Genomic DNA, 22,477 nt, shown 5'->3' with positions numbered 1-22,477 from the left:
TTATTTTAACCACGGATAGACACAGATTAACACAGATGAGAATCCCATGTTTAAATATCCGTGTCTATCCGCGTACATCCGTGGTTACTAAATTTCAGTCCTGTTCTCCTTGGAACACCTTCTTCAAATATCGCGTATTCGCGCCGAAATTACCAATAACGTCACGTGGGTTGTTCGCGTCGCGTGAACGCTCGATCAGCAACCAGCCGCTCCAGCCCATTTCGTCGAGGCATTGCTTCACGGCGTACATATCAAGCCTGTCATTGTTTTCCAACCACACACCGTCTTCGTCGGTCGCGAGAATCATGCAGATACGGTCCTTACCGAGGATTTTGATCTCTTCAATCAAGTCGCGGCCTTTCTGCAACGAGTTGGCAAAGTTGAAGAAGATCTTGATATTCGGAGACCCAACGTCTTCCAGCAGTTGCACATCCCCCGCCGCGTCGTAAGCCGTTTCAATACCGATCACCACATTTGCGGCTTCGGCCAGCTTAGCGGCTTCCTTGAGACGCTCAACCACCACGGGTCGGAGTTCAGGAAACTGCACCAAATCAACCTTCGTCCCCAAGGGCAGGAACGCCGTCTTCACCCCCATGATCTCCATAGAGTTGATCGTGTCCCGCACCATCACATCCACCGCTCCTTCTCGCTCGGCAAAGGACTGAGCGTAGAAACCCGACATCGACAAGGCGCAAACCGTCAGATCGTACTTCTCGATCTCGTCCCGCATCTTGCGACGCTCGATCGGGTTCATGAGTTTGCTGTCAAAAGTCGGTCGATTCCCCAGCCCGCCCATATCCAGCATAAGCCCATCCGCCCCAATCTCATGCGTGCGAGCAAACGCCCCCAGCTTCTGCCGCTTCAGTATCATCCAATCGCATACGCCGATCTGGTAACGCGGATCGTCGGAAGTTTTTCCAGCATGTATCGAGGGAACCACGAATGTGACGGAAAGAAGTGCCAAAAGAAATGTAGGAACCACGGATACAAGCGGAAACACACGGATGTTCTCTGTTGTGGGAGCGAGCTTGCTCGCGATCCTCAACCCAATCGCGAGCAAGCTCGCTCCTACCTTTACCCTACTTGTATTCATAATATATCCGTGTGTATCCGCGTTCATCCGTGGGCCAAAAACTCTTCTACTCATACTCCACCCTCGCCGCATCCACCGCTCTATCTCCCTCATCCAAAGGTTGGATACTGAAACTCATTTCGTATTCTCTAGGAGGCAGGGCGTACTTCTGCAATACACTCGGACCGCAGCTGCTGTTGCCGATGCCGCATTGGGCGACGTCCAGCGACAGCACGATATCGTCGCGTTCCTGCAGTTCATTGGTGTGCGTAGCGGCTGACAGGTCCTCCTGCGCATAATGCAGGGCCGACGCCGAAAGCGTGTTTCCTTCCGACTTGATCAAGACACCTCGTCCTTCCGCTCCGTTTCTCAGAGCCAGCCAACGAACGCCTTCCTTGTTGCCCGTCTCTTGAGGACGCGGGTACGGCACGTACTGCGCGGGGACTGTGCTGTTCCAGACGTTTACCGGAGTGCTGTCCTTGCGATCGACGTAGTTCTCGAAGGGACCATGTCCATACCAAGTGAAGTCTTCCAATGCCTCATCGAAAAACAAACGCACTCCAATACGCGGCAGATACGGCAAGCTCTCGGAGCAAACGAAGCGATTTTGCACCTCGATCGAACCATCGCCTCGCACTGTCCAAAACGCCGTGTGCTCAATGTCTCCCGCTTCCGTCGTTCCGCGTGTCACGATTTCAAATGTAACCTGGGACCGCCCTTTTCCGACCACGTCAATCGAGCGAAGCTCGCGGCCCATCTGGTCCAATCCCGCACGGGACCAATCCTTGGCCAGCCACTTCCCGAATCCCTTGTCGTTGTCAGTATAGGCTCGATACGCCTGCAACATCGGCTTCTCGTTATTTCCCAATACTTCCACGCCGTCATACTTCAGCGACGAAAGTGTGCCCGTGCTCTTGTCTAAGGCTAAGGAAAAGTCCTGTCCGCTCACATGCCAGGCTTGATCGTCTTCCCTGAGCTGAAGAGACGCTAGGCTTCCTAGGGAACGCATCTCCGAAGGCGCGGCTTCCGTTTCGATCTGAAATTGTTCGAAGGCGATTTCATGCCCTGCCGCAGCCCAAGCGGTATTCTCTCTCGTACTAAATCCAATTCGAAGCCAGTGATCTCCCGTTCCCAAGGTGGGAATTTCTAGATCGAAAGCCGCACGCTCACCGGGGGCGACACTGTAGTCGCCTAGCTCTCCTTCGAAGAGCGTTTCACCGTCCTTGATTACCTGATACCGGGCGGCGAGCTCGTTAAGGTCGATGTGGTGGTGACGATTCTCGATTTCGATCCGCAATGAATCGGGGTCCATATCGAGAGCTCGCACTTCCACCGGCTGGTAGATCTTCTTGAGCTGCCAGAACTTAGGATTCAAGGAACGGTCGGCAAAAATCACTCCATTCAAGCAAAAGGCCTTGAGGTTCGGCTGGTCGCCAAAGTCGCCTCCGTACGCAATGTAGCGCTCTCCATTTTCATCGGTTTTCCAGAGTCCCTGGTCCACCCAATCCCAAATGAAGCCCCCCAACATGCGGGGATGCGAATAGATCTCGTCCCAATACTCTTTGAGGTTCCCGAGCGCGTTACCCATTCCGTGCGCGTATTCGCTGGTCAATACAGGACGGTCGTCGGCCTCGTCTCTCGCGATATCCAACAACCGCTCCCAACGAGCGTTCTCAGCCCGCTCGTCCATGGAGTCCTCGGGCATGCCAGGATTCAAGTACGCATCCTGCGTTCGCGGGTAGAAGCGACTGATCACGTCCACCGTATCCGGATCTAGGGCACGATTCTCCATCGAATAGCTTCGGTCCTCGGTGGCGAGGTCACGCTGAGCCCCCTCGTAGTGAATAGGACGCGTCGGGTCGAATTCTTTGAGCCAAGCAGATACGGACGCGAAATTCGGACCATAGCCAGACTCGTTGCCCATCGACCAAAATACGATGCTGGGAAAATTCTTGTCGCGCTCGGCCATGCGCACGGCCCGGTCGAGGAAGGCCGCGTTCCAACTCGGTTCGCTGGCGAGGTAGCCACGCAGACCGTGGGTCTCGATATTGGCCTCGTCCATCACATACATGCCATAGCGGTCGCAAAGCTCGTACCAACGCGGGTCGTTTGGATAATGCGCCGTGCGCACCGCGTTCACGTTGGCCTGCTTCAGAAGTTCGATATCCTGCACCATCCGCTCCAAGGTCATTTCGCGACCCAGCTCCGGATCGTGCTCGTGACGATTAACGCCACGGAATCTCACCGGTTTACCGTTCACGAGAAATTGCCCGCCACGCACTTCCACTTCCCGGAAGCCGACATCGCAGGCCGTGGCGTCGACCACGTTCCCCTCCCCATCCTTCAAAGAGAGGGTCAAGCGATACAGGTACGGCGTCTCCGCTGTCCATTTGCGCGGGTTCTCAACAGTGGCGTTTAGCCAGCCAAAAATGCGACGGCCTCGCTGCGGCGTGCGACGCACCAGTACACCAGCGCTGTATCCAGGATTCAATATCTCCTTCGCTCCGTGCGACAGAGGCGTTGAGAAAACGCGTTCTCCATCGGCGTCAAAAAGCTCCGCTTCCACTGTCCAATCTTCCAGCGAGACGCCTTCAGGAGCCGCCAGCTCAGGCTTGATCGCCAAATGAGCATCTCGATAGTCCTCGTCGAGATCGGTGCGAACCGCGAAATCCGCAATATGGGCCTGCGGGGTCGCGTACAAATACACCTCACGATGGATACCACCGAAGCGCCACATGTCCTGATCCTCGAGATAGCTCGCGTCACTCCACTTGTAGACCTCCACCGCGATCTGATTGCGACCGCTGCCCACGTATTGAGTCACGTCGAACTCGGCAGGCGTCATGCTGCCTTGACTGTAGCCAACTTTCTGACCGTTAACCCATACGTAGAACGCGCTCTGCACGCCGGCAAAATGCAGAACCACCCGCTCTTCTTGCCATGACTCGGAAATCTCAAACTCGCGACGGTAGCTCCCCACCGGATTCCGCTCCTCGTAGGCGGTGTACTTCTCCTTCGGTTCGCTCGTTACGCGTGGTGGATCAATGCGGTGCGGATAGCCTGCGCTCACATAGATCGGGGTTCCGTATCCATTTACTTCCCACACCGCAGGAACTTCGAAATCGACCCAATTCGAATCGTCGAAGTCGGTTCGGAAGAAATCGACCGGACGCTCTTCCGGACGCTTCACCCAATTGAATTTCCAATTTCCGTTCAGCGACAGAAAGCGATCTGAATCCTCGCGATCCCCTTCGAAGGCGGCCTCCGCAGACCCATAATTAAAGAAATGGGCCCGAGCCGGCTCTCGGTTGATCTGGATAACATGCTGATTCTCCCAATCGGGTTGGGAGGCGGAGAGAGAAGTGGCAACAACTCCAGCCGTAGCGCTGAGCTTTAGCCAGCGTCCACAGTGCAGGATCAAGCAACCAATACGCTGGCTAAAGCTCAGCGCTACGTTTTCCCACTTCACAGCTCCACCTCCATAACTTCACCTTTCCTCAACACGACAGGCGTCGCCTTTCCCTTGTAGAAAAGCTCTGTCTTTGTCCCGTGGATACTTTTCACTTTCACTGTCTTCAATTCTCCGTTGCTCCAGCTCAAATCCACTTCGAACCCGCCTCGAGCCCGCAAGCCTCTCACCTCTCCATGGCTCCAAGAACGCGGCAAGGCTGGCAACAGGCTGACTCGTCCCAATTCGCTCTGCATGAGCATTTCGGCGATTGCTGCCGTACCTCCAAAATTCCCGTCGATCTGGAATGGTGGGTGGGCGTCAAAAAGATTTGGATACGTGCCCCCTTCCCAAGGAGAGTCTTTGGTTCTTGGTTTGGCTGGTTTGAAGAGCTGCTTCATTAGCTTGTAGGCCCGATCACCGTCGCCCAACCGCGCCCACATCCCAATCTTAAAAGCGAGACTCCAGCCTGTGCTGCCATCGCCACGCACGTCGAGCGTCTTACGAGCGGCCGCCGCTAAATCGGGCGTGCGTACCGGATCGATCTCATTTCCTGGATACAGGCCCCAGAGGTGCGCGATGTGGCGATGCTGCGGGTCCGCTTCCGGATACTCCTCAAGCCATTCAAGCACTCGACCGTCGCGACCGATACGCGTGGGAGCCAAGCGGGGCAACGCCGCTTTCACCTCAGCCTCAAACGCCTCATCCTTCTTGAGAATCGCTTCCGCTCCGATGCAGGCTTCGAAAAGGTAACGCAACAACTGCTGGTCCGCAGTCGGTCCCATGCAAACATGCACCTTGTTTCCGGCTTCGTCCAGAAAGGCATTCTCCGGCGAATTGGAAGGCGAAGTCACCAGCCAACCGGACTTGGGATCCTCGATTAACATATCGAGATAGAACCGGGCCGAGCCCTTGAGAATCGGATACGCCCATTCGAGAAAGGCATCGTCTTCCGTGTATAAGTAGTGGTCCCATAAATGCTGGCACAACCAAGCGGAACAGGACACAGTCGATCCCCAGCTTGCCGACTCTCCAGGCGAGGTGTATCCCCAAGGATTGGACAATAGAAACGAAACCCAACCGTCCGCGTCGTAATAGGCTTTGGCCGTCTTCTGCCCCGGTTCCACCAATGACTCGATCAGCTTGAACAAGGGCTCATGCAGCTCGGAAAGGTTGCACACCTCGGCGGGCCAATAGTTCATCTGCGCGTTGATGTTGGTATGCCAGTCACCATTCCAAGGCGTCTGCGTCTTCTCCGCCCAGATTCCCTGCAGATTCGCGGGCAAGCCTCCAGGACGCGATGAGGAGATCAGCAGGTAGCGGCCGAAGTCGAAGTAAAGAGCCGCCAAGTCTGGATCGTCGTAACCACGCTCCACTCGCTTCAAGCGCTCGGGCGTCGGAAGCGATTTACCTTCATCCGTATTCTCTCCCTCGATACGGATCCCCACCCGATCGTAGTACGAACGGAAATCCGCAATATGAGCTTGCTTCAACTTCCCGTAGGACTGTTTTTCAGACTTGGCAAGATCGCTCAAAGCTGCGGCCCTTGCGTCTTCTACACCTCGACCGGCAAAGGTTTTGATATCTGTCGCAGCGGTAAACAAGAGCACTGCCTCGTTAGCGTTTTCTACCATTATACGGCCGTCTACGCTACGAACAGTTCCGCCCTTTCTTAGCACCTTGACCACGCCCGCATAGCGAACTCCTTCCTGAATACGGTCCGGAGTAACTGCAGCGATCTGCTTCCCGTCCTCGTATCCATTATTCAATTGCCCAAACATTATCAGACTGTCTTGCCCCAGCGACTCCACCGAGACCCGCTCCTCGCGTTCCAGCGACAGCTCGAAACTGAGCGAACCCTTGCGGTCAGCCGATAGCTTCAATGCAAAGACCTCATCCGGAGCGGACACGAAACCTTCGCGCGAAAAGCGAACCCCATCCACCTCGTAAGACTGACTGAACAGCGCGTCGGCAAGCGCCAACTCGCGGCGATATCCGCTCGCCTCTCCGTCATGCTGCATCCGCAACTTCATTTTCCCCAGAGTTTGGTAGCAGCCGTAGGGAACGTTTTTCCCGCGTCCGTGCCCCGAACCCGAACCCGCGCAGGTGAAGTTGGCATTTACCAAAGCTTCCGCTTCGAAGTTCTTACCTTCCAGAAGGAGCTTTTTGATCTCTGGCAAAGCCTTATAGGCATCCAGCCGATCCGCATTTTGCGGCGAGCCCGACCACATGCCGTTTTCGTTGAGCACGATCGTTTCCTCGACAACGCCACCGTAGAGCATCGCTCCCAGACGTCCGTTCCCCAGGGGCACCGAAGCCGTGAAAGCCTCCGCCGGTTCATCAAAGCCTAGCTTCCGCTCGGGGATCTCGGCTTGGGCCAGAGATGCTGAGCAAACGAGCGCGAAGCAGGTAGGAGCGACCTTGGTCGCGATCATTCGTATCCGTTTATTCACTTCTAAAATCATTTGTGGGAAGCGACCTTGTGTCGCGATGTTTCCTCTTGTGATTCGCGAGCAAGCTCGCTCCTACCCTTCAAATCCTTCGATGTCGCCAATGCGATGACCCGGCCTTCTTCGCCGACCGCGCAGTAGAAGTGATACACGACACCGTCGTGCTTGATCACCCAAGGCTTGTGGGCGAATTGCTTGTCAAAAGGTTCGCTGGGCTCGATCAGGTGCGGGCCGTCCCATTTCGTCCAGTTGACCATGTCACGGGAAACCGCAAAGGTATCAAAGGCGTCCGGCTTCCAGAAGGCGCCGAAGTAAAACATTACCCACAAGTCTCCTATCTTCACGATCTGCGGATCTCCGCTAATCGCCCACGGCGCCTTGCCGATGTTGTAGACCACGTTCTTATCTCCGTAGCGACGCCAAGTTTTCATGTCACGCGACACGGCCATGCCGATCGCCTCGACCCCGCCGCCGCCTTCCTCCTTGCCGTTGTAGTACATGACGAAGGGCCAGCCGAGCTGTTCCGTCTTGTCCCAAACGATATGCGACTTGTAAACGGTCTTCGCCTCGAAAGGACGCCCGTATTCATGGTTTGGAGTCAGGATGGGATTTCCAGAATAGCGTGTCCATGCCTCTGGCCTGTGCGGAGCCTCTGTCCATGCCAATCCGGCCGATAGAGGGTCCGTCTCGTAGCCTTGCATCGATCCGCCGATGTAGGACATCCAATACTTACCTTCGTAGGTTTGCAGTTCCAAGCTACCACCCCATTCATGGTCCATCAAGGACACGCCACCGTCGCCTTGCCACTTGTCCCAACCGCTTTCGGCGAAGGGCAAAATTGTATCCAGCCGCTTCCAATTCAACAAGTCGTCGCTCTCGGCTAAAAAGGTCTCGTAGCCAACCCCGTCGGTATTGCCCACGAACATCATGTACCACTTGTCGCCGTGACGAAATACGTTGGGACAATCGAGCAGTTCGCCTTCGCCACCCTTGAGCACGACGCCGTATTTGTAGGGCGTTTTCACTTCTTCGTACACCGCTTGCATTTCCGCAGGGGAAATGGCGGCAGGCTCGCGCATCAGGTCTTCCGGAAACGCCAGCGGCGGTTGGTCGGCCGCCCGGTGTGGAACCTCGCATCGCAGCAAAACCGGTCCCAACAAGCCCGCTGGGCGCAGGGAATCTCCTTCCAGTCGGTAAGGAGCATTGGTCCAAAGCTGCTTCGCATCCTCGGCTCGTGCGTGGTCCGCCATCAAAGCGTTGCCCCATGTATTCGTCACCTCGATACGGACTTCGTTTTCTCCTGCCAGCAAGTGATCACTCACCTCCAACTGCCAAGGAGCGGTCCAAACGGTGCCCAACCGTTCGCCATTTAAGTGAACCGTTGCGATATCCGCTACCGCGCCGAGGTCCAGCCAAACTCGCTCTTGGGCCACTGCCGGTTCGTACTCGAAGCGACGCGAGTAAACTGCCGTCCCCGAAAAGTGCTTAACGGCGTCATCCTTGTGCTGAGTCCAGCTTTCGAGATATCGCTTGTAGATGACCGACTCCGAACGTCCGGGGAAATCGACCTCCCAGGGTCCGTCCAAACGTTGATGAGGCACGGTATCGACCACCGCCGCCACGAAGTCCTCTGAACCCTCGAAGCGATCCTTGAGCACCAAGAAGAGCGACTGGTTCGCGTGTAACCGCAGATCAAGGTCCGTCCGCCCCGCAAACTCAGTCACGTTTCGTGCCTCTACGCGGCTGCCATCCACCGCATTCCAAACTTCCACCGCTCGACCCGTCGCTCGCAAAGAAACGCGCAAGTCACGCAACTCCGCCATTTGGTTTGAAACAAAGTACAGGTCCCAAGCATGGCCGTTTTCCTCACCAGTCCGGTGGGTCCAGGCAACTTCTCCCACTGAGCTCCCTTGTGTATCGTAAAACTGGATATCTGGATCTACTCCAATAGAAGTAAAACTGGATTCGGTCCATTTTCCCAAATGAAATCCGGACTGATCCATAATACGCAGGATCGCCTCGAAAAGTCCCCGCTGATTGTCGCTCGCGCTGAGAGAAAAGACTGGAGCTTCTTCCATGACAATCGGCAAACCAGCCTTCGCGAATTCCAGAAGCTTCTCGCACAGGGCCGTCGACATGTGCGTGCCACCTGTCGGATTCAACGGTCTTTTCCCAGGAATCACAAGCACCCCATAACTGGCTCCGCCATCGAGCAGCAGGCGTCCGTTCTCCACGCGAGCATGCTTTAACAAAACATCCAAATTCAACGAATCGTAATCGTATCCATTCAGTGGATCTATCCACTGCGAAAGTTCAGGAATATTGGCGCTCGCCTTCACACCCTTGGGCGCTTCGCGCAGGGGCAAGCCGGAGTTGTCCAACCGCTCGCGTTCGCGCTTAACCGCAGACTCACCCAAGATTCCCGGTAACACATTCACCAAGTCTCCCGGTTGCACCGCTCGCGAGGGAAGTTCCTCGCCCGCGAAAACCGCGACATCCACCACTGGCTTGCCGGCTTGCAAAAGGGCCTGCGAACGAGCCAAGTAGTCGACCCAATCCTCGCTTTGTTTCCACCAAGTTTGCCCTCGCTGATAGAACAGGCCCACACCGCCGAGCGAGACGCCAGGCTCGCGGTCGACCCATGGCGTTTGCATGAAAACGTGAAAGACGAACTTGTTTACGCCCAAGGCGTAGTGCAAGTCGCCAAGGGCCTTGATATTCCAAGGAGCTTCGTCCCACGCGATACGCAGTTGGGTAAAGGCTTCAGCTTGAATGATCTGCTTGCCGTAGATGCGACCGCCCGAAACGGCATCGCGCATGTCCATTGGCTTGTCGTGCGTCGGGCTGCGCAGCCAGAACTCGCCCATTGGTAAGTCCACTGTTCCGTGGTGTCTCAAGTTATCGGATACCATGGTAGGCGATACCGATTCGGAGGTGAATTGATAGCCACCCTCATGAGCCAGTTTGCTCAGCGTCTCGAAATAGGCTTCGTTAACCCGTTCCGCAATAGTCTTGCGCAGATCGTAGAGAAACTGCTCCGAACGCGCCGCACTCTCGACCACCACACCCGCCATAGCTGGCAAATAGGGCAAAGGGTCGTAGCCGCGACGTTCCTCGAAAACCGTCTCGAAGCCTGCTGTCCAGTTTTGGCTCTCCGCCTCCCAACTGTCCGAGTGCAAAATCTCTACCACTTCGTCAAACAACTCCGCCCCCACCTGGCGACGCGTTTCGCCAAACCAAGAGTCGAACTGTAGGGCGATGGCGGCCGGATTGAGCTTGTCCGCTTCAAGTCCCTTCCCTGCCGCGCCATTGTAGTTGGTGGCTCCCGTACTGGTATGGCCCATACGGTAAATCGTCCATTTACCCTCAGGGGCATCCCAGCGAAGCGTTCCGTCCGCATCCATCTTGCCAGAGATATTCAATACATCCTCTTTCCTGACCGATTGCTCCGGCGTCACCTCGGTTTTTTCGGTCCAATCAGCGACGCGCCACACAGCGGCAGACTTGCCTTCGAACTGGTTCACGCGTTCCGCGCTCGAGAGCTCAATGCTCTTCACTTTCAGCGATGGTTTCCATTTCGCCCAATCTAGATCCTCCGCTCCCGGCTCGCTTCCCTCGGGATCGTAGACAAAACGGAACACTTTGGCCGTGGTTTCGGGAATGGAATAAGTCGCGCCGAACCCACCATCCTGCCAACCGTGGCGAGGAGCAAGGAATTGCTTCACTAGCCTAAAAGTCTCGCCGTCGTCGCTCGCTTCCATGCGCAGACGTAGCGCCTGATAAGATTTCCCAAGCGGCCGTATCCGCACAGACCTTACGGTGACCGGATCCTCGTATTCAAAAAGTATCCACCCCGGCTCGTACATGCGGAAACCTTCGTTGTTCTCGCCCGAGGACAAATGCGACAAGTCGGAAGCGTCCAAGGAACTCGTCACCCTTACCTCGCTCTCCTCAACCCGTCGCCCCGCGACATCGGCTTCCCGCACGGCGAAGACCGCAATGTCTCGATAATAGTCTTCAACCGCCTCGGGCTGGGGGAGCTGCAAGGATAGCGCCCGTCCGCCCTCTATCCTTTGCTCGGTCCAAACCACCCGTTGCATGGAAAGCTGCGGAGTGATCCACGGTCCGCCCGCAAGGGAAAATCCCGCGCCCACATGAAAGCCGAGCTTCAAGCCCAGCCGCTCCGCCTCCGCCACCGAGTGCCGTACCAGTTCCCAATACTCCTCGGAGAGCGTCTTGACCGGCGGCGTCCACCAAGGGTCCTCCTTCGCTTCGTAGACCGGCATGAGGTAAGCGCCGCCGAGCCCCACCTCGGCCATCGCCTCCAGATCGGCCGTGATCCCTTCCTTCGAAGCCGCCTCGCGAAACCAGTACCAGATCACCCAGGGCTTCGCCTCCTCCGGCGGATGCTGAAATCGGTCTTCCAACGAGGCCACGTCTGCAGCTGCCGCGATCCCCTTGGCGGGAATCAAGATCAGAGTGAACACAAGCAATCGGCTCAGCAGGTTCACCTGCCAGAGATGGTTGGCAGAGAATCGCAAAGGGACACGGAAACACCGTTGGAGACGCGAAAAAATCAAGGGAGTTACAGGGGTTACTAGTTATTTTATTTCAAATGAAATAGTGTGATATTTCGTTATGTTTCATAAAAACCTTGTGTCAAACTGAATCCCTACTAGTCACAGAGAGACCCTGCCTCTTGCTCCTACACCGCAGTGGGCGGATCTCTGTGAAATATTTTTTGTTTCATCTCTGCAAAACCCTAATTTTCATCCCTCGCACTCGCACCCTGTGATGCTCGACTTCCCTAAGCTCACCCCGCTCCAGTCACTGAAGCGATTCGCCGCTTCCGCTCTCGCCGCCTCCGGCTTGAGCCTCAGCGCGAGCGCCCACGAAACGTGGGAGCTCGACGGAAATTGGCAATTTCGCCATGAAGATTCCGGCCAGGAATGGCAATCCGTGCAATTGCCCCATGACTGGAGCATCTCGCTGCCCCGATCCGCGGAAAAAGCGAGCGCAGGAGGAGGCGGCTTTTTCGAGACCGGACGCGGCCAATACCGCTACGAGTTCGAGGCTCCCCTGCGTTGGCTCGAGCAAAAAGTCTTCCTCGATTTCGAAGGCATCTACCGAAACGCCACCGTATCGATCAACGGCGTGGAGAAAGTCACCATTCCCAACGGCTACACTCCTTTCACCGTCGACATCACAGCGGAAACCCACCTCGGCACCCGCAACCTCATCGAAATTTCGGTCGACAACTCCGCCCAGCCAAACTCCCGCTGGTACACCGGCTCCGGCATCTTTCGCCCCGCAGCCCTCAGAGTGGTCGACCCGATTCACGTGGACCCGCGCGACATTGCCATCTCCACCTGGTTTCTCTCCGAAGACAAAAGCCTCGGCACGGTCGCCCTATCGGCCGCCGCACGCAACGAATCTAAGAAAGCAGCCGAAATCACTATCGACTTAAGTATCATCGATCCCGACGGCTTACCCGTCGCGACCTACGCCGAATCAGGCCTAGCTGCGCCTGGCGAAACAGTGACCATCACCCCCAAGCTTGCAGTTCCTCATCCACGTCCTTGGCATCCGGATACGCCTGAGCTCTATCGCCTCGTCACCCGCAGCTTCGTCGGAGGCCGCCTCACCGACCGCCAGGAAACCACCTTCGGCATTCGCAGCCTCCGCTTCCGAGCAAACGAAGGCTTTCTCCTCAACGGCGAGCCCATCGAACTTTTCGGCGGCAATGTCCACCACGACACTGGCATCCTCGGTGGCGCCGCCTTTCGCGAAGCGGAATTCCGTAAAGCCCGCCTTCTTAAGGAAGCCGGCTTCAACGCCGTGCGCACGGCCCATAATCCTCCCTCCTCCGCCTTCCTCGACGCTTGCGACCAATATGGCCTGATCGTGGTCGCCGAAGCCTTCGACGGCTGGAAAGCCAAGAAGCTCAAGCACGACTACAACGAGATCTTCGACGAAAACTGGGCCAGCGACCTCGAGGCCATGATCCGTCGCGATCGTCACCATCCCAGCATCGTCATGTGGAGCATCGGCAACGAGGTCTACGAGCGCGGCAAGGCAAGCGGCATACAGATCGCAGCCGATATGGCGAAACGTATAAAGGAACTAGATACCTTCCGTCCGGTCACCGCCGGCATCAACGGACTCGGCAAAAAGGAGGACTGGCCTAAGCTGGACGAATTGTTCTCCCACTTGGACGTAGTGGGATACAATTACGAGATCGACCGCCATGCCGCCGACCACCAGCGCCTGCCTAAACGCATTATCTATTCCTCAGAAAGCTACCTGGACGACGCTTTCAAAACTTGGAAAATCGCCACCGAAAACATCTACGTTATCGGCGACTTCGTCTGGTCGGCCATCGACTACCTCGGCGAAGCCGGCATCGGCCGCATTTTTCCTCCTGACGAAGAAGCTCGGGCTCACTGGGAAGGCAGCCACTACCCTTGGCACGGAGCGGCCTGCGGCGACATCGACCTCATCGGCTGGCGCAAGCCCGTTTCCCACTACCGCAACATTGTATGGGATCGCGGTGAAATGCTCTACGCGGCGGTTCTCGAACCCAACCCCGAAGGCTCTAGCTGGAACAAGCACAACTGGGCTACCGCTCCCATGCTGCCCTCTTGGACCTGGCCGGATACCAAACGCGGCGCCCCCCTTACTGTAGAAGTCTACTCTCGTTATCCCAGCGTTCGCCTCCTGCTCAACGGAAAGCAAGTCGGCGAAGAAAAGACCGGCGAAGCCCAAGCCTTCAAAGCCGTATTCGAAGTTCCCTACAAAAAAGGCGAACTCGTAGCTGTCGGCCTCGAAAACGGAGTCGAGCAGGAACGTTTCACAATAAAAACAGCGGGGTACGTCAGCAAAATTCAACTACAAGAGGAATCACCCGCTGGCGACGGGAAGGGACGCGACTTGCGCTTCGTGCAAGTTCAACTCGTCGACAGCAAAGGCGTTCCCAATCCTAGCGACCCTCGCGAACTCAGCTTTTCCGTCGAAGGTCCCGCGCGCATCCTCGCAGCCGGGACAGGCCAGCTCGACCACGAACGGCCCTACGACGCATCTCCGCTCACGACCTACCAAGGACGCGCCCTGGTGGTGATCGAGGTCACCGGCGAAGGCGATGCAACTCTCACCGTCAACGCGGCCAAAACCAAAGCCGGAGTTCTCAAACTCAAATGAGCCAACGCGAGAAAAGTCCATTCCGCAAAGCACGCCGGGCCATTCTCGGATCTTTGACTCTGGCCCTCGCCCTTGGCTCTCCGCTCGCCCAAGCGGAGGTATCCTGCCCTGACATTTTCTCAGACCACATGGTGCTGCAGCGCGAAAAGCCGATCGCCGTCTGGGGCACTGCCGATCCGGGAGAAAAAGTTACCGTTCGCTTCGCAGGCCAAGAGGCCTACGTCAAAGCCAGCGACACCGGAAACTGGTCACTGGAGCTCCCAGCCCAGAAAGCCAGCTTTACCCCCCGCACCCTCACGGTCAGCGGCGAGAATACCCTCACATTCGAGGACGTGCTCGTGGGAGAAGTCTGGCTCCTCTCTGGACAGTCCAACATGGACAAGCCCCTCGGCGAAATCCGAGGACAACAAGTATCGCAAGGCTACCCTGAAGTTCTCGAAGAGGCTGATATCCCCGCCCTACGCCTCTTCCGCATGCCCAACAACCTCAAGATCGAGGACGCATCCCTTGTAAAGCAGTGGGTCGTCTGTACCGGCGAGACGGTGGACGCCATGCGATTTTCGGCCGCTGGATTTCACTTTGGCAAGGAGTTAAACGCCAAGCTCGACGTACCCGTCGGTATGATACACACAGCTTTTGGCGGAACCATGATCGAGGCATGGATGCCCGAAGAAGCCTTCCAAGCCGACCCTCAGTTGGAGCCGCTGATGAGAGAGCCTTACTTTTCCTGGGTCAAAGGCGTACAAGCGACCGAGCTCTACCAAAGCATGATCGAACCTCTCGCCCCCTTCACGCTGCGGGGATTTCTCTGGTATCAGGGAGAGTCCAACCTCATGCACGGCGACTCCCAGATCTATACCGCCAAGCTCAGCCATCTCATCGAGGCTTGGAGAATGCGCTGGTCCCAGCCCGCAGCTCCATTCTACTTCGCCCAGATTGCTCCCTTCACCTACTCAGAATGGATAGGGCACAAAACGCTCACCCTCGACGCTCTCCCCCTTTTTTGGGAGGCCCAACTCGCCGTCGCAGACAAGGTGCAACGGGCAGAGATCGTTCCGACTGTTGATCTGGTAGACAACCTTCGCGACATCCACCCGACCAACAAGCGCGACGTCGGCCTACGCTTCGCTCAACTCGCCCTCCACGAAACCTACCAGCATGCCGACTCCTCATTCGAACTTCCTCGACTCCAGTCCATCGAGAAAGGCGATAACAGCTCCCTGCTTCTTCGCTTTTCCGGCGCCTTTGACCTAGGCAGCGCCATAGCAACGGACGCCCTTGGGGCTTTTGAAATCGCCGGAGGCGAAGGCAACTACCACCCCGCTTCCCCCCACTGGAACAATGGAATGCTCGAGCTCAGAGCCCCCGGGATAGAAGAGCCTCAGTATGCTCGCTACGCTTGGGACGAAAAGGCATCTCCACCTAAAGCTAAGGCTCCCGAGCTTCCATTGTATCCGTTTCGTACCGACAAGAAAACATTGGCGACCCTCACACCTCCCTTTTTCAATTCCAAGCGTTTGGACCTTAGCCCAGACAACGGCCGCAACGACAATCAGAAAGAGACCTGGGAGGAGTGGAACATAGGAGAAACCAGCGAGGCTGAGATCGCCCTCGAAGCCCTTACCCTCCGCCTTGCCTCAACAAATGGAACACCCCTGCAAGGCGATTGGAACAAAGCGGGGCTTGCAAGCGGAGCCAAGCTTGCGACCGACGGAATCGCGTCCCAGAGAGGGGCAGGCATAAACCTAAGCTTGGATGGACTCCCTGAGGGCAGACACTCTATCGTAACCTACCACAACAGTCCGGGCAGCTCTGACTACGGGGAATTGCAGGTCATGGTCGGACAAGATTTCGCAGGTACGGTGACGCCAAGCCGACGAGTCGAAGACGACTTGCAGGCAACAAGCTTCTACTACGAATTCGACGTCACGAAGGATGAAGCTGTCACCCTCACCTTCAAGCCAGGCAAGGAAACGAAAAATGGCGCCATCATCAATGGAATCGCCATCGACGCTCCCAATCCAGCCCTACAAGCCAGCGCTCCGTATCCATCCAATGGCGACCTCCACGCAAATTTGGATGATAAACGGCTCACCTTGCGTTGGCGAGCTGCTTCCGACGCCCAAAAGCATCTCGTTTATCTCCACCAATCGAACGACGCTAAAGAGAGCTTCAAGCTCGTCAATCGAGCTGGCCGTAGCTCACGAGCCTATCAAGGATCCACGGCCCAAAGCCACTTCGAAGTCGATCTTGCAGGAGCGAACAGCCTCCAACACTACGCCTGGCGGGTAGATACCATCGGGGCCGACGGCACCCTCACTCGCGGCGAGGTATGGACCTTCTCCCCACGACAACTGGCTTTTCCCGGGGCAGAGGGTTACGGACGCTTCGCGCGAGGCGGTCGCGGCGGAGCGGTCTACCACGTAACCAACCTCAACGACAGCGGAGAAGGAAGCCTCCGAGCGGCGATCGAAGCAGAGGGTCCGCGCACAGTGGTCTTCGACGTTTCCGGCCGCATCGAGCTCAAAAGCAAGCTCACCATCCGAAACCCCTTCCTCACAATCGCCGGACAAACCGCCCCCGGAAAAGGTATCTGCATCTCCAACTACAACTTGGGCCTCCTGGGAGTTAACGACGTCGTGCTGCGCTACCTACGCGTTCGACCAGGCGATCTTTCCGGAAAAACCATGGACGGAATGGGCATGGCCAGCAGCGACCATTGCATCATCGACCATTGCTCGATCAGCTGGACCCAGGACGAGGCCTTTAGCTCACGCGGAGCTCGCAACATAACCTTGCAACGTACGCTCATCTCCGAGGCCCTCAACATAGCGGGCCACAAGAAGTACGGAGACGGAAAGAAGCATGGCTTCGCCGCCAGCATCGGGGGCGATATCGGCAGTTTCCACCACAACCTCCTCGCCCACAACGAAGGCAGGAATTGGAGCCTCGCCGGAGCCCTAGACCAAGCAAGCCGCCATGCCGGTCGCCTAGACATCCGCAATAACGTGGTATACAACTGGGGCGGCCGCACCACCGACGGCGGCGCCAAGCAAGTGCAGTATGTAAATAACTACTACAAGCCCGGCCCTGCCTCCAAAGTATTTCACCTCCTAAAGCCGCAACGCGACCTCGTCGCCGCCTTTGGACCACAAGATTACTACGTCGACGGCAACGTAATGGAAGGCAGGGTCAAGGCCCACAAAAACCGCAAGGGCATCGTCACCAAGGAAAACGAACCACAGCGAAACTACCTTTCCAAGGAGCCCTTCTTCCCTTCCTTCGTCGAAACGCAATCCGCGGCGGAAGCCTACGAAAACGTGCTTTCGGACGTCGGTTGCAACCTTCCCCAACTCGACCAGCACGACCAACGCATCATAGCCGAAACCCGAACTGGCAGCTTCACCTTCCGCGGCAGCAGTAGCGGAGAACCGGGCTTGCCCGATTCCCAAGCGGACGTCGGCGGTTGGGAGGACTATCCTGAAATCCATCGTCCCCAAAACTGGGATACGGATCTTGACGGAATGCCGGACCATTGGGAAGTCGCAAACGGCCTCAACCCCAACGAACCAGACGGACACTTTCTCGAACCTCAAGGAAGTGGCTACACCAACTTAGAAATTTATCTAAATCAAATAACCCGAAGATAATATGAAAAACATATCCAAAATCCTTAGCATTTTCGTTGCAACAGCATGTCTGATTCCTGCTACGAATCTCGAACTTTCAGCCAAAGACACAGACCTGCACGGATTGACGCCCAAAGAGTTCAAGATGCACAAGCGCGAAGCTAGGTCCTACGGATTCGAGACCCGCATCACCAAGGACAAAGCAAACGACCTGATCCTAGTCGAATCTCCCATCGAGGAGGACCCCATTCGCGAAACGCAACGCTACTACCTTCGCGCCGCAGTTCGCGACAAGAAGGTGCTGGTAACTCAGATCATCGTCACAAAAACCCATCTCTCCTTCACCGAGTACGACAGCGCTACGATGGACTACTCGAAGGCAACCGTAGACGGCCTTCCCCTCTATGTCGAAATAGCACCCCCAAATCCCAACCCGGGCCAGGATGCCATCACCCAGATGTCGACTGTTCAAATCTCCCTCGCCCAGTTGAAAAAGTACGAATATACCGGCATGGAGCTAAAGGTTTTCAACAAAATCGGCGAAACTGACATCAAGATAAAAGGCAGCTTGATACACGGTTTCCTTAACAAACTGGACTCTCAGACCAAGTAATCACGAGCAAGCCGCGCAGCTAGCGCAGTTCCTGAGATCTAAACATCCAAGAGGAAGTCAGAGTGGCTTCCTCTTTTTCATTGCCCAAAGAAGCAGTGCTTAACCACAGGGCCGTCACTTGTAACGCACCTCATCTTCAGTTTCTAGCTAGCGGATCCCTACTGCAGACGTCCTTTGAGGTAAGTCCCCATCGCCTCAAGCAAGGCTCCGTCGATTGGCACCTTATGCCCTTTTCCGTCACCATCTTCTAGATACGTAAACTCGCTTCCCAGTTGACTTAAGCGTGCCCGTAAAAGCTTCATCTGATGCTGGGCATCGGGACCCTCGCCCGAATTGATGCTGAGAAACAAAGGAATGGTTGGCCTATCCAAATAATCGAGAGCTCCCTGCTTCCGCCAAACGCTCTCGAAATCTTCGCGCTTGCCCCAGGCCCGCTCGTAGCGAGGCAACATGTGATCATCATCCAAAAGGTCCAGATAGGAAAAGCGCCCCGACAAAACGACCGCTGCCTGCACAGAGCTATCCACTTCCCGATTGGGTCCCACTCCTTCAAATTCTCCCGAATTCTGCGAGGCCGCCAGCAACAGGGCCATGCCGCTGCCCCTGGAAAACCCGAGCACCCCGAGCTCGCCCGAGAGACCTAAGCCATTGCCGGTAGCCCTTAGCGTACGCACTGCGGCCTTCACCTTGTATCCGCAATCCGGCATCGGGTCCAAGCCCTTGTAGGGAGCTGCGACCGGATGATCCGCCATCGCCGTCGCGTAGCCCGCAAAAGCCATCCCCTCCAACAAGGTGTCACGACAGGCAACCAAGGAGTAGTTTCCCTTCCGATCTCGATTATCGCAGGAAAACTCAAGCAGAGCTGGAACCTTCGCTCCTTCCACCAATTCCAAAGGGTAAGCAATATCCAAATACAGCGTTCGCTCTTCCGCCTCGAAATACGGCACGCTTGACGCGACCGCGTAACCTTCCGGCAGCACGAAAATACGAGCTTGGTTAAGATTCAACTCTGACAGAAAAGAGCCCTTAAGCAGATCGGAGCGCAGCTTCGCGATGTCCTGGCAAATAGCAGGATAGACCGCCTCCTCGCGCCTTTCGTAATCAATGCGAACAATTCGGAACCCATCCTCAAGCAGTCGCTCACGCGAGCGACTCGAACGCGAGCCGGAGGACCTCCCTCCCGGCAGATTAGCCAGCACAATCGCCGTTTGCTCCGCAGCCGACTCTCCCTCTACTTCGACCCTCAGCGCTGCCGCGCCGTCGAAGAGCGAGCTTTCCCATAAGCGCTCCGCCTCCAAGCAACCTGGGGCCAGCCCCAGCGCCCCGATCAACATAATCCCAACCAACTTCATTCCTTTTGCTTCCTAAAAAACCGAAAAGCGCGTTTCGCGATGTACGACTACCCTATCGTTAAACCATCAAATGCGAAACGCGCCCCCCAAAAAAATTAACTAATTTGTTATAGTGTCCTGTCACGGATCGAATTTCGCCTGCGTCGTAGCGCTGAGCTTCAGCCAGCGGCCGCAGAGAGTAGATCCTGCCTTGCGGTCGCCGGCTGAAGCTCGGCGCTACGTTTGACGCATGACACGCCACTAGTCCGTCACATTCCAAAAGAGATCGACATAAGTTCGAGGCGACTCCCACTGTCTTGCCGGCGCCGAGGGATCGAGTCCGTTGATAAAGTCTTCGATGTTCGTGTAGCCGTCACCGTTCAAGTCACTCGATGCGTCCAACGCATCATGCGGATCGAGCCCGTGCGCCTTTTCCCAAGAATTCGGCATTCCATCCCCGTCCGAATCCTCGTAGGGCTCTCCCTCGTAATCCGGGTAAGCTCCCACTTGATCGATGCTCGTGAGAATCCCCTTTCCCGCTTTGTATCCCACTTCGCCGCTTCGGACCATAGCGACTACCCTCTCGTCAACAGCATCCCGACGCGGCAAGGTCGCACCCGAATTCGCCAGCACATCCTCGTAAGCCTGCTCCGCTGTAGTCAACTCGAGGTAGGCGTGAGGGTAAGGCTTGTTGATTCGTACCTTCGAAAGAATTTTGTCAGGATCGAAACCGTCCCTTTTGTCAACTTGCACGCCACCGTCCCAGTTGTCAGCGGTCACGCGGGCATTGCCTTCCACAATGTTCCCAGTTACGTACGCCCGACCAAAGTCCTGAATGGGAAATTTGCTGCGGCGCGCATCCGGTTTTAGGATACGGTAGCTAATCGGGTCGTCCAAAGGAGTTACGGGCCCGGGCTTATAGTAGTTGTTCACCAGCGTGTAGTAGCTACGATGATCGCCTCCATCCGTCGTACGATGACGCCAGTTGAAAATCACGTTGTTGGCGAAAGTAAAATCATAGATCATGCCGACGCTCGGATTCCGTCCCGTGTTGCAGGCCCATAGATTGTGGTGAAACGTGCTGTTGTACCCACCTATCGTGCTGCCAAATGCATGGTCGTAAGTATCGAGGGCTTCACTGAAGATCGAATTTTGAATCGTGATGTTCACCGTCGGAAGCTTAAGTCGCTCCCCCCCATCCTCAGGAGTATACATGTGTCGATACATGGACATGTTCTCGTCCAGTCCCCAACTCGCGGATACATGGTCGATCATGATATTTCCAATCGGGTTTCCACCAAAGGAATCGTTTCGATCCCCTACCCACGTTTCTCCACGACGAAAACGCATATGACGCACCACAACATCGTGCGTTTCGAGCTCCACCGTATCGCCCGCGATGCAAACGCCATCTCCCGGCGCCGTATTTCCTGCGATCGTTATGTAAGGCGCTCGAATCACCAATCGCTCCTTCAGTCGGATAATTCCCGCCACATTGAAGACCACGATTCGCGGTCCGCCTGCCTCGCAGGCCTCCCGAAAGCTTCCCGGTCCGCGATCGTTTAAATTGGTGACGACAAAGACCTTCCCCCCGCGTCCCCCAAACGAGTACATGCCTCCCCCTTGAGCCCCCGGAAAAGCGGGGATATCCGCTTGCGGCAGATCGTCAGGATGAGAGGCCCCGGGCAAATACGGCTTCCCTCTTTCCTCCCATTCCAAGATCGCTGGCAAAGCCTTTTCCCAGGCCGCGTCCGAATTCGCCTGCATGATAGCATGCCGACGTTCCGACTCTGCCTTAACCTCGTCGCTGATCTTTGGATACCCGGCATACAAAGCAGGCACGAGCAAACTCGACAATACTGCCGATCGAATTGCGTTCAAAAGTCCACGCTCTGACATAACTGGAACCCAATTTCAGTTCAGCTGAGCTTCCCCTCAGCGGGCGGCCTTCTCGCGCTCCGCCAAGGCTCTCTCCGCTTCCTTCATGTTAATCCCCAGAGCGGAAAGGTAGTTATTGATTCGCCCCTTATACTTGCCGAAGCGACGATGCTTTTCCTCGGAGGATCCCTCGTCCATAGCGTGCTCGCGCGCCTCCACCAATGCCGTGTAGATCCAACGCTGGTGTTCTTCCTCCAAGTCGGGCAACAACATCATGTAACGGCGATAGGTGTTGGGAACCACACCATAGGTCATCCCGTCCTTCACCTGCTCCACTTGCGACTGGTCGAGCTCAGCGGATAGTTTGGCCAGGAAAGCGTAATGTAATTCGAAAACCTCCAGCCGGGCCTTTTGGCGAATCTCTTTTGCGGAGCCGCCTGCCTCGATCGCTGCGTCACGGCCATCATGAATCGCGCGAAGATCGACGTATTGCCTAGCGACGATCTCAGATACGCGCACCGCCTTGGCAGCGTCCTCTATCGATATTTTGGATACGATCTTCTCACCGCGCTTCAAGACGGTGTCCCAATAGGCAACATCTTCTCCATACGAGCTAGGGTCGCCCTTTCCCGACAGGCTTGCTGGTAACGAAAGCAGGCCCGTCGCGACGAAAGCCAAGAGAGATAGTTTCTTTAAAATGGTATTCTTCATTTTGATACTGGCGAAAGGGGATACGTTTCGTCCCCCAGACTCTCCGAGGGTTAAAAAGCAAGATGAGCCATCAGTCGGCCAAGGGCTCATCTTGATCTTCGAAAGAAAAAAGAGGCCCAGCACAGCCAGTGCTGGGCCTCCGAAATGT

Annotated in this window: 10 protein-coding genes; 3 read left to right on the top strand and 7 right to left on the bottom strand. The window is 56.2% G+C overall.

The features are described from left to right. Window positions 1-94: 94 nt before the first annotated feature. Genes IEN85_RS06390 through IEN85_RS06375 form a run of 4 tightly spaced genes read right to left on the bottom strand, consistent with a single transcriptional unit; the run spans window position 95 to window position 11,457 of the window. The gene (locus IEN85_RS06390) at window positions 95-1,093 is read right to left on the bottom strand and encodes a sugar phosphate isomerase/epimerase family protein (RefSeq protein WP_191616253.1); all 999 of its coding nucleotides are present in this window, start codon (window positions 1,091-1,093) and stop codon (window positions 95-97) included. 46 nt (window positions 1,094-1,139) lie between these two features. After that, complete coding sequence (locus IEN85_RS06385) at window positions 1,140-4,541, bottom strand: glycoside hydrolase family 2 TIM barrel-domain containing protein (protein WP_318186586.1); 3,402 nt, start codon at window positions 4,539-4,541, stop codon at window positions 1,140-1,142. Beyond that, complete coding sequence (locus tag IEN85_RS06380; protein WP_191616252.1) at window positions 4,538-6,973, bottom strand: glycoside hydrolase family 95 protein; 2,436 nt, start codon at window positions 6,971-6,973, stop codon at window positions 4,538-4,540. Before IEN85_RS06380 ends, IEN85_RS06385 begins: the two co-directional genes overlap by 4 nt. 8 nt (window positions 6,974-6,981) lie before the next feature. Next, window positions 6,982-11,457, bottom strand: coding sequence for a glycosyl hydrolase (locus IEN85_RS06375; RefSeq protein WP_191616251.1), 4,476 nt, complete (start codon window positions 11,455-11,457; stop codon window positions 6,982-6,984). Between the two features lie 307 nt (window positions 11,458-11,764). Here IEN85_RS06375 and IEN85_RS06370 point away from each other — a divergent pair, with 307 nt between their 5' ends. From IEN85_RS06370 to IEN85_RS06360, 3 genes are read left to right on the top strand one after another with little or no spacing between them, the layout of a single operon-like run. After that, the gene (locus IEN85_RS06370; protein WP_191616250.1) at window positions 11,765-14,167 is read left to right on the top strand and encodes a glycoside hydrolase family 2 TIM barrel-domain containing protein; all 2,403 of its coding nucleotides are present in this window, start codon (window positions 11,765-11,767) and stop codon (window positions 14,165-14,167) included. After that, entirely contained in the window at window positions 14,164-17,817 is a 3,654-nt protein-coding gene (locus IEN85_RS06365) for a sialate O-acetylesterase (RefSeq protein WP_191616249.1), read from the top strand. Before IEN85_RS06370 ends, IEN85_RS06365 begins: the two co-directional genes overlap by 4 nt. A 1-nt stretch (window position 17,818) precedes the next feature. After that, window positions 17,819-18,409, top strand: a complete 591-nt coding sequence (locus tag IEN85_RS06360) for a hypothetical protein (protein WP_191616248.1) — start codon at window positions 17,819-17,821, stop codon at window positions 18,407-18,409. A gap of 158 nt (window positions 18,410-18,567) precedes the next feature. On the opposite strand, the gene IEN85_RS06355 is transcribed toward IEN85_RS06360, so the two are convergent. The 3 genes from IEN85_RS06355 to IEN85_RS06345 all read right to left on the bottom strand — a co-directional run bounded on the left by IEN85_RS06355 (window position 18,568) and on the right by IEN85_RS06345 (window position 22,329). Continuing rightward, complete coding sequence (locus tag IEN85_RS06355) at window positions 18,568-19,761, bottom strand: alpha/beta hydrolase family protein (protein ID WP_191616247.1); 1,194 nt, start codon at window positions 19,759-19,761, stop codon at window positions 18,568-18,570. A gap of 240 nt (window positions 19,762-20,001) precedes the next feature. Further along, a complete protein-coding gene (locus IEN85_RS06350; RefSeq protein WP_191616246.1) occupies window positions 20,002-21,639 on the bottom strand; it encodes a polysaccharide lyase in 1,638 nt (545 codons plus the stop codon). Between the two features lie 36 nt (window positions 21,640-21,675). Further along, on the bottom strand, window positions 21,676-22,329 hold the full coding sequence (locus tag IEN85_RS06345) for a DUF3826 domain-containing protein (protein WP_191616245.1): 654 nt from the start codon (window positions 22,327-22,329) through the stop codon (window positions 21,676-21,678). Window positions 22,330-22,477: the final 148 nt, after the last annotated feature.

The organism is Pelagicoccus enzymogenes, assembly GCF_014803405.1.
GTDB classification, from domain to species: Bacteria; Verrucomicrobiota; Verrucomicrobiia; order Opitutales; family Opitutaceae; genus Pelagicoccus; species Pelagicoccus enzymogenes.
The sequence above is the reverse complement of the archived record's forward strand: the minus strand, read 5'-3'. Positions and strand labels throughout refer to the sequence as shown.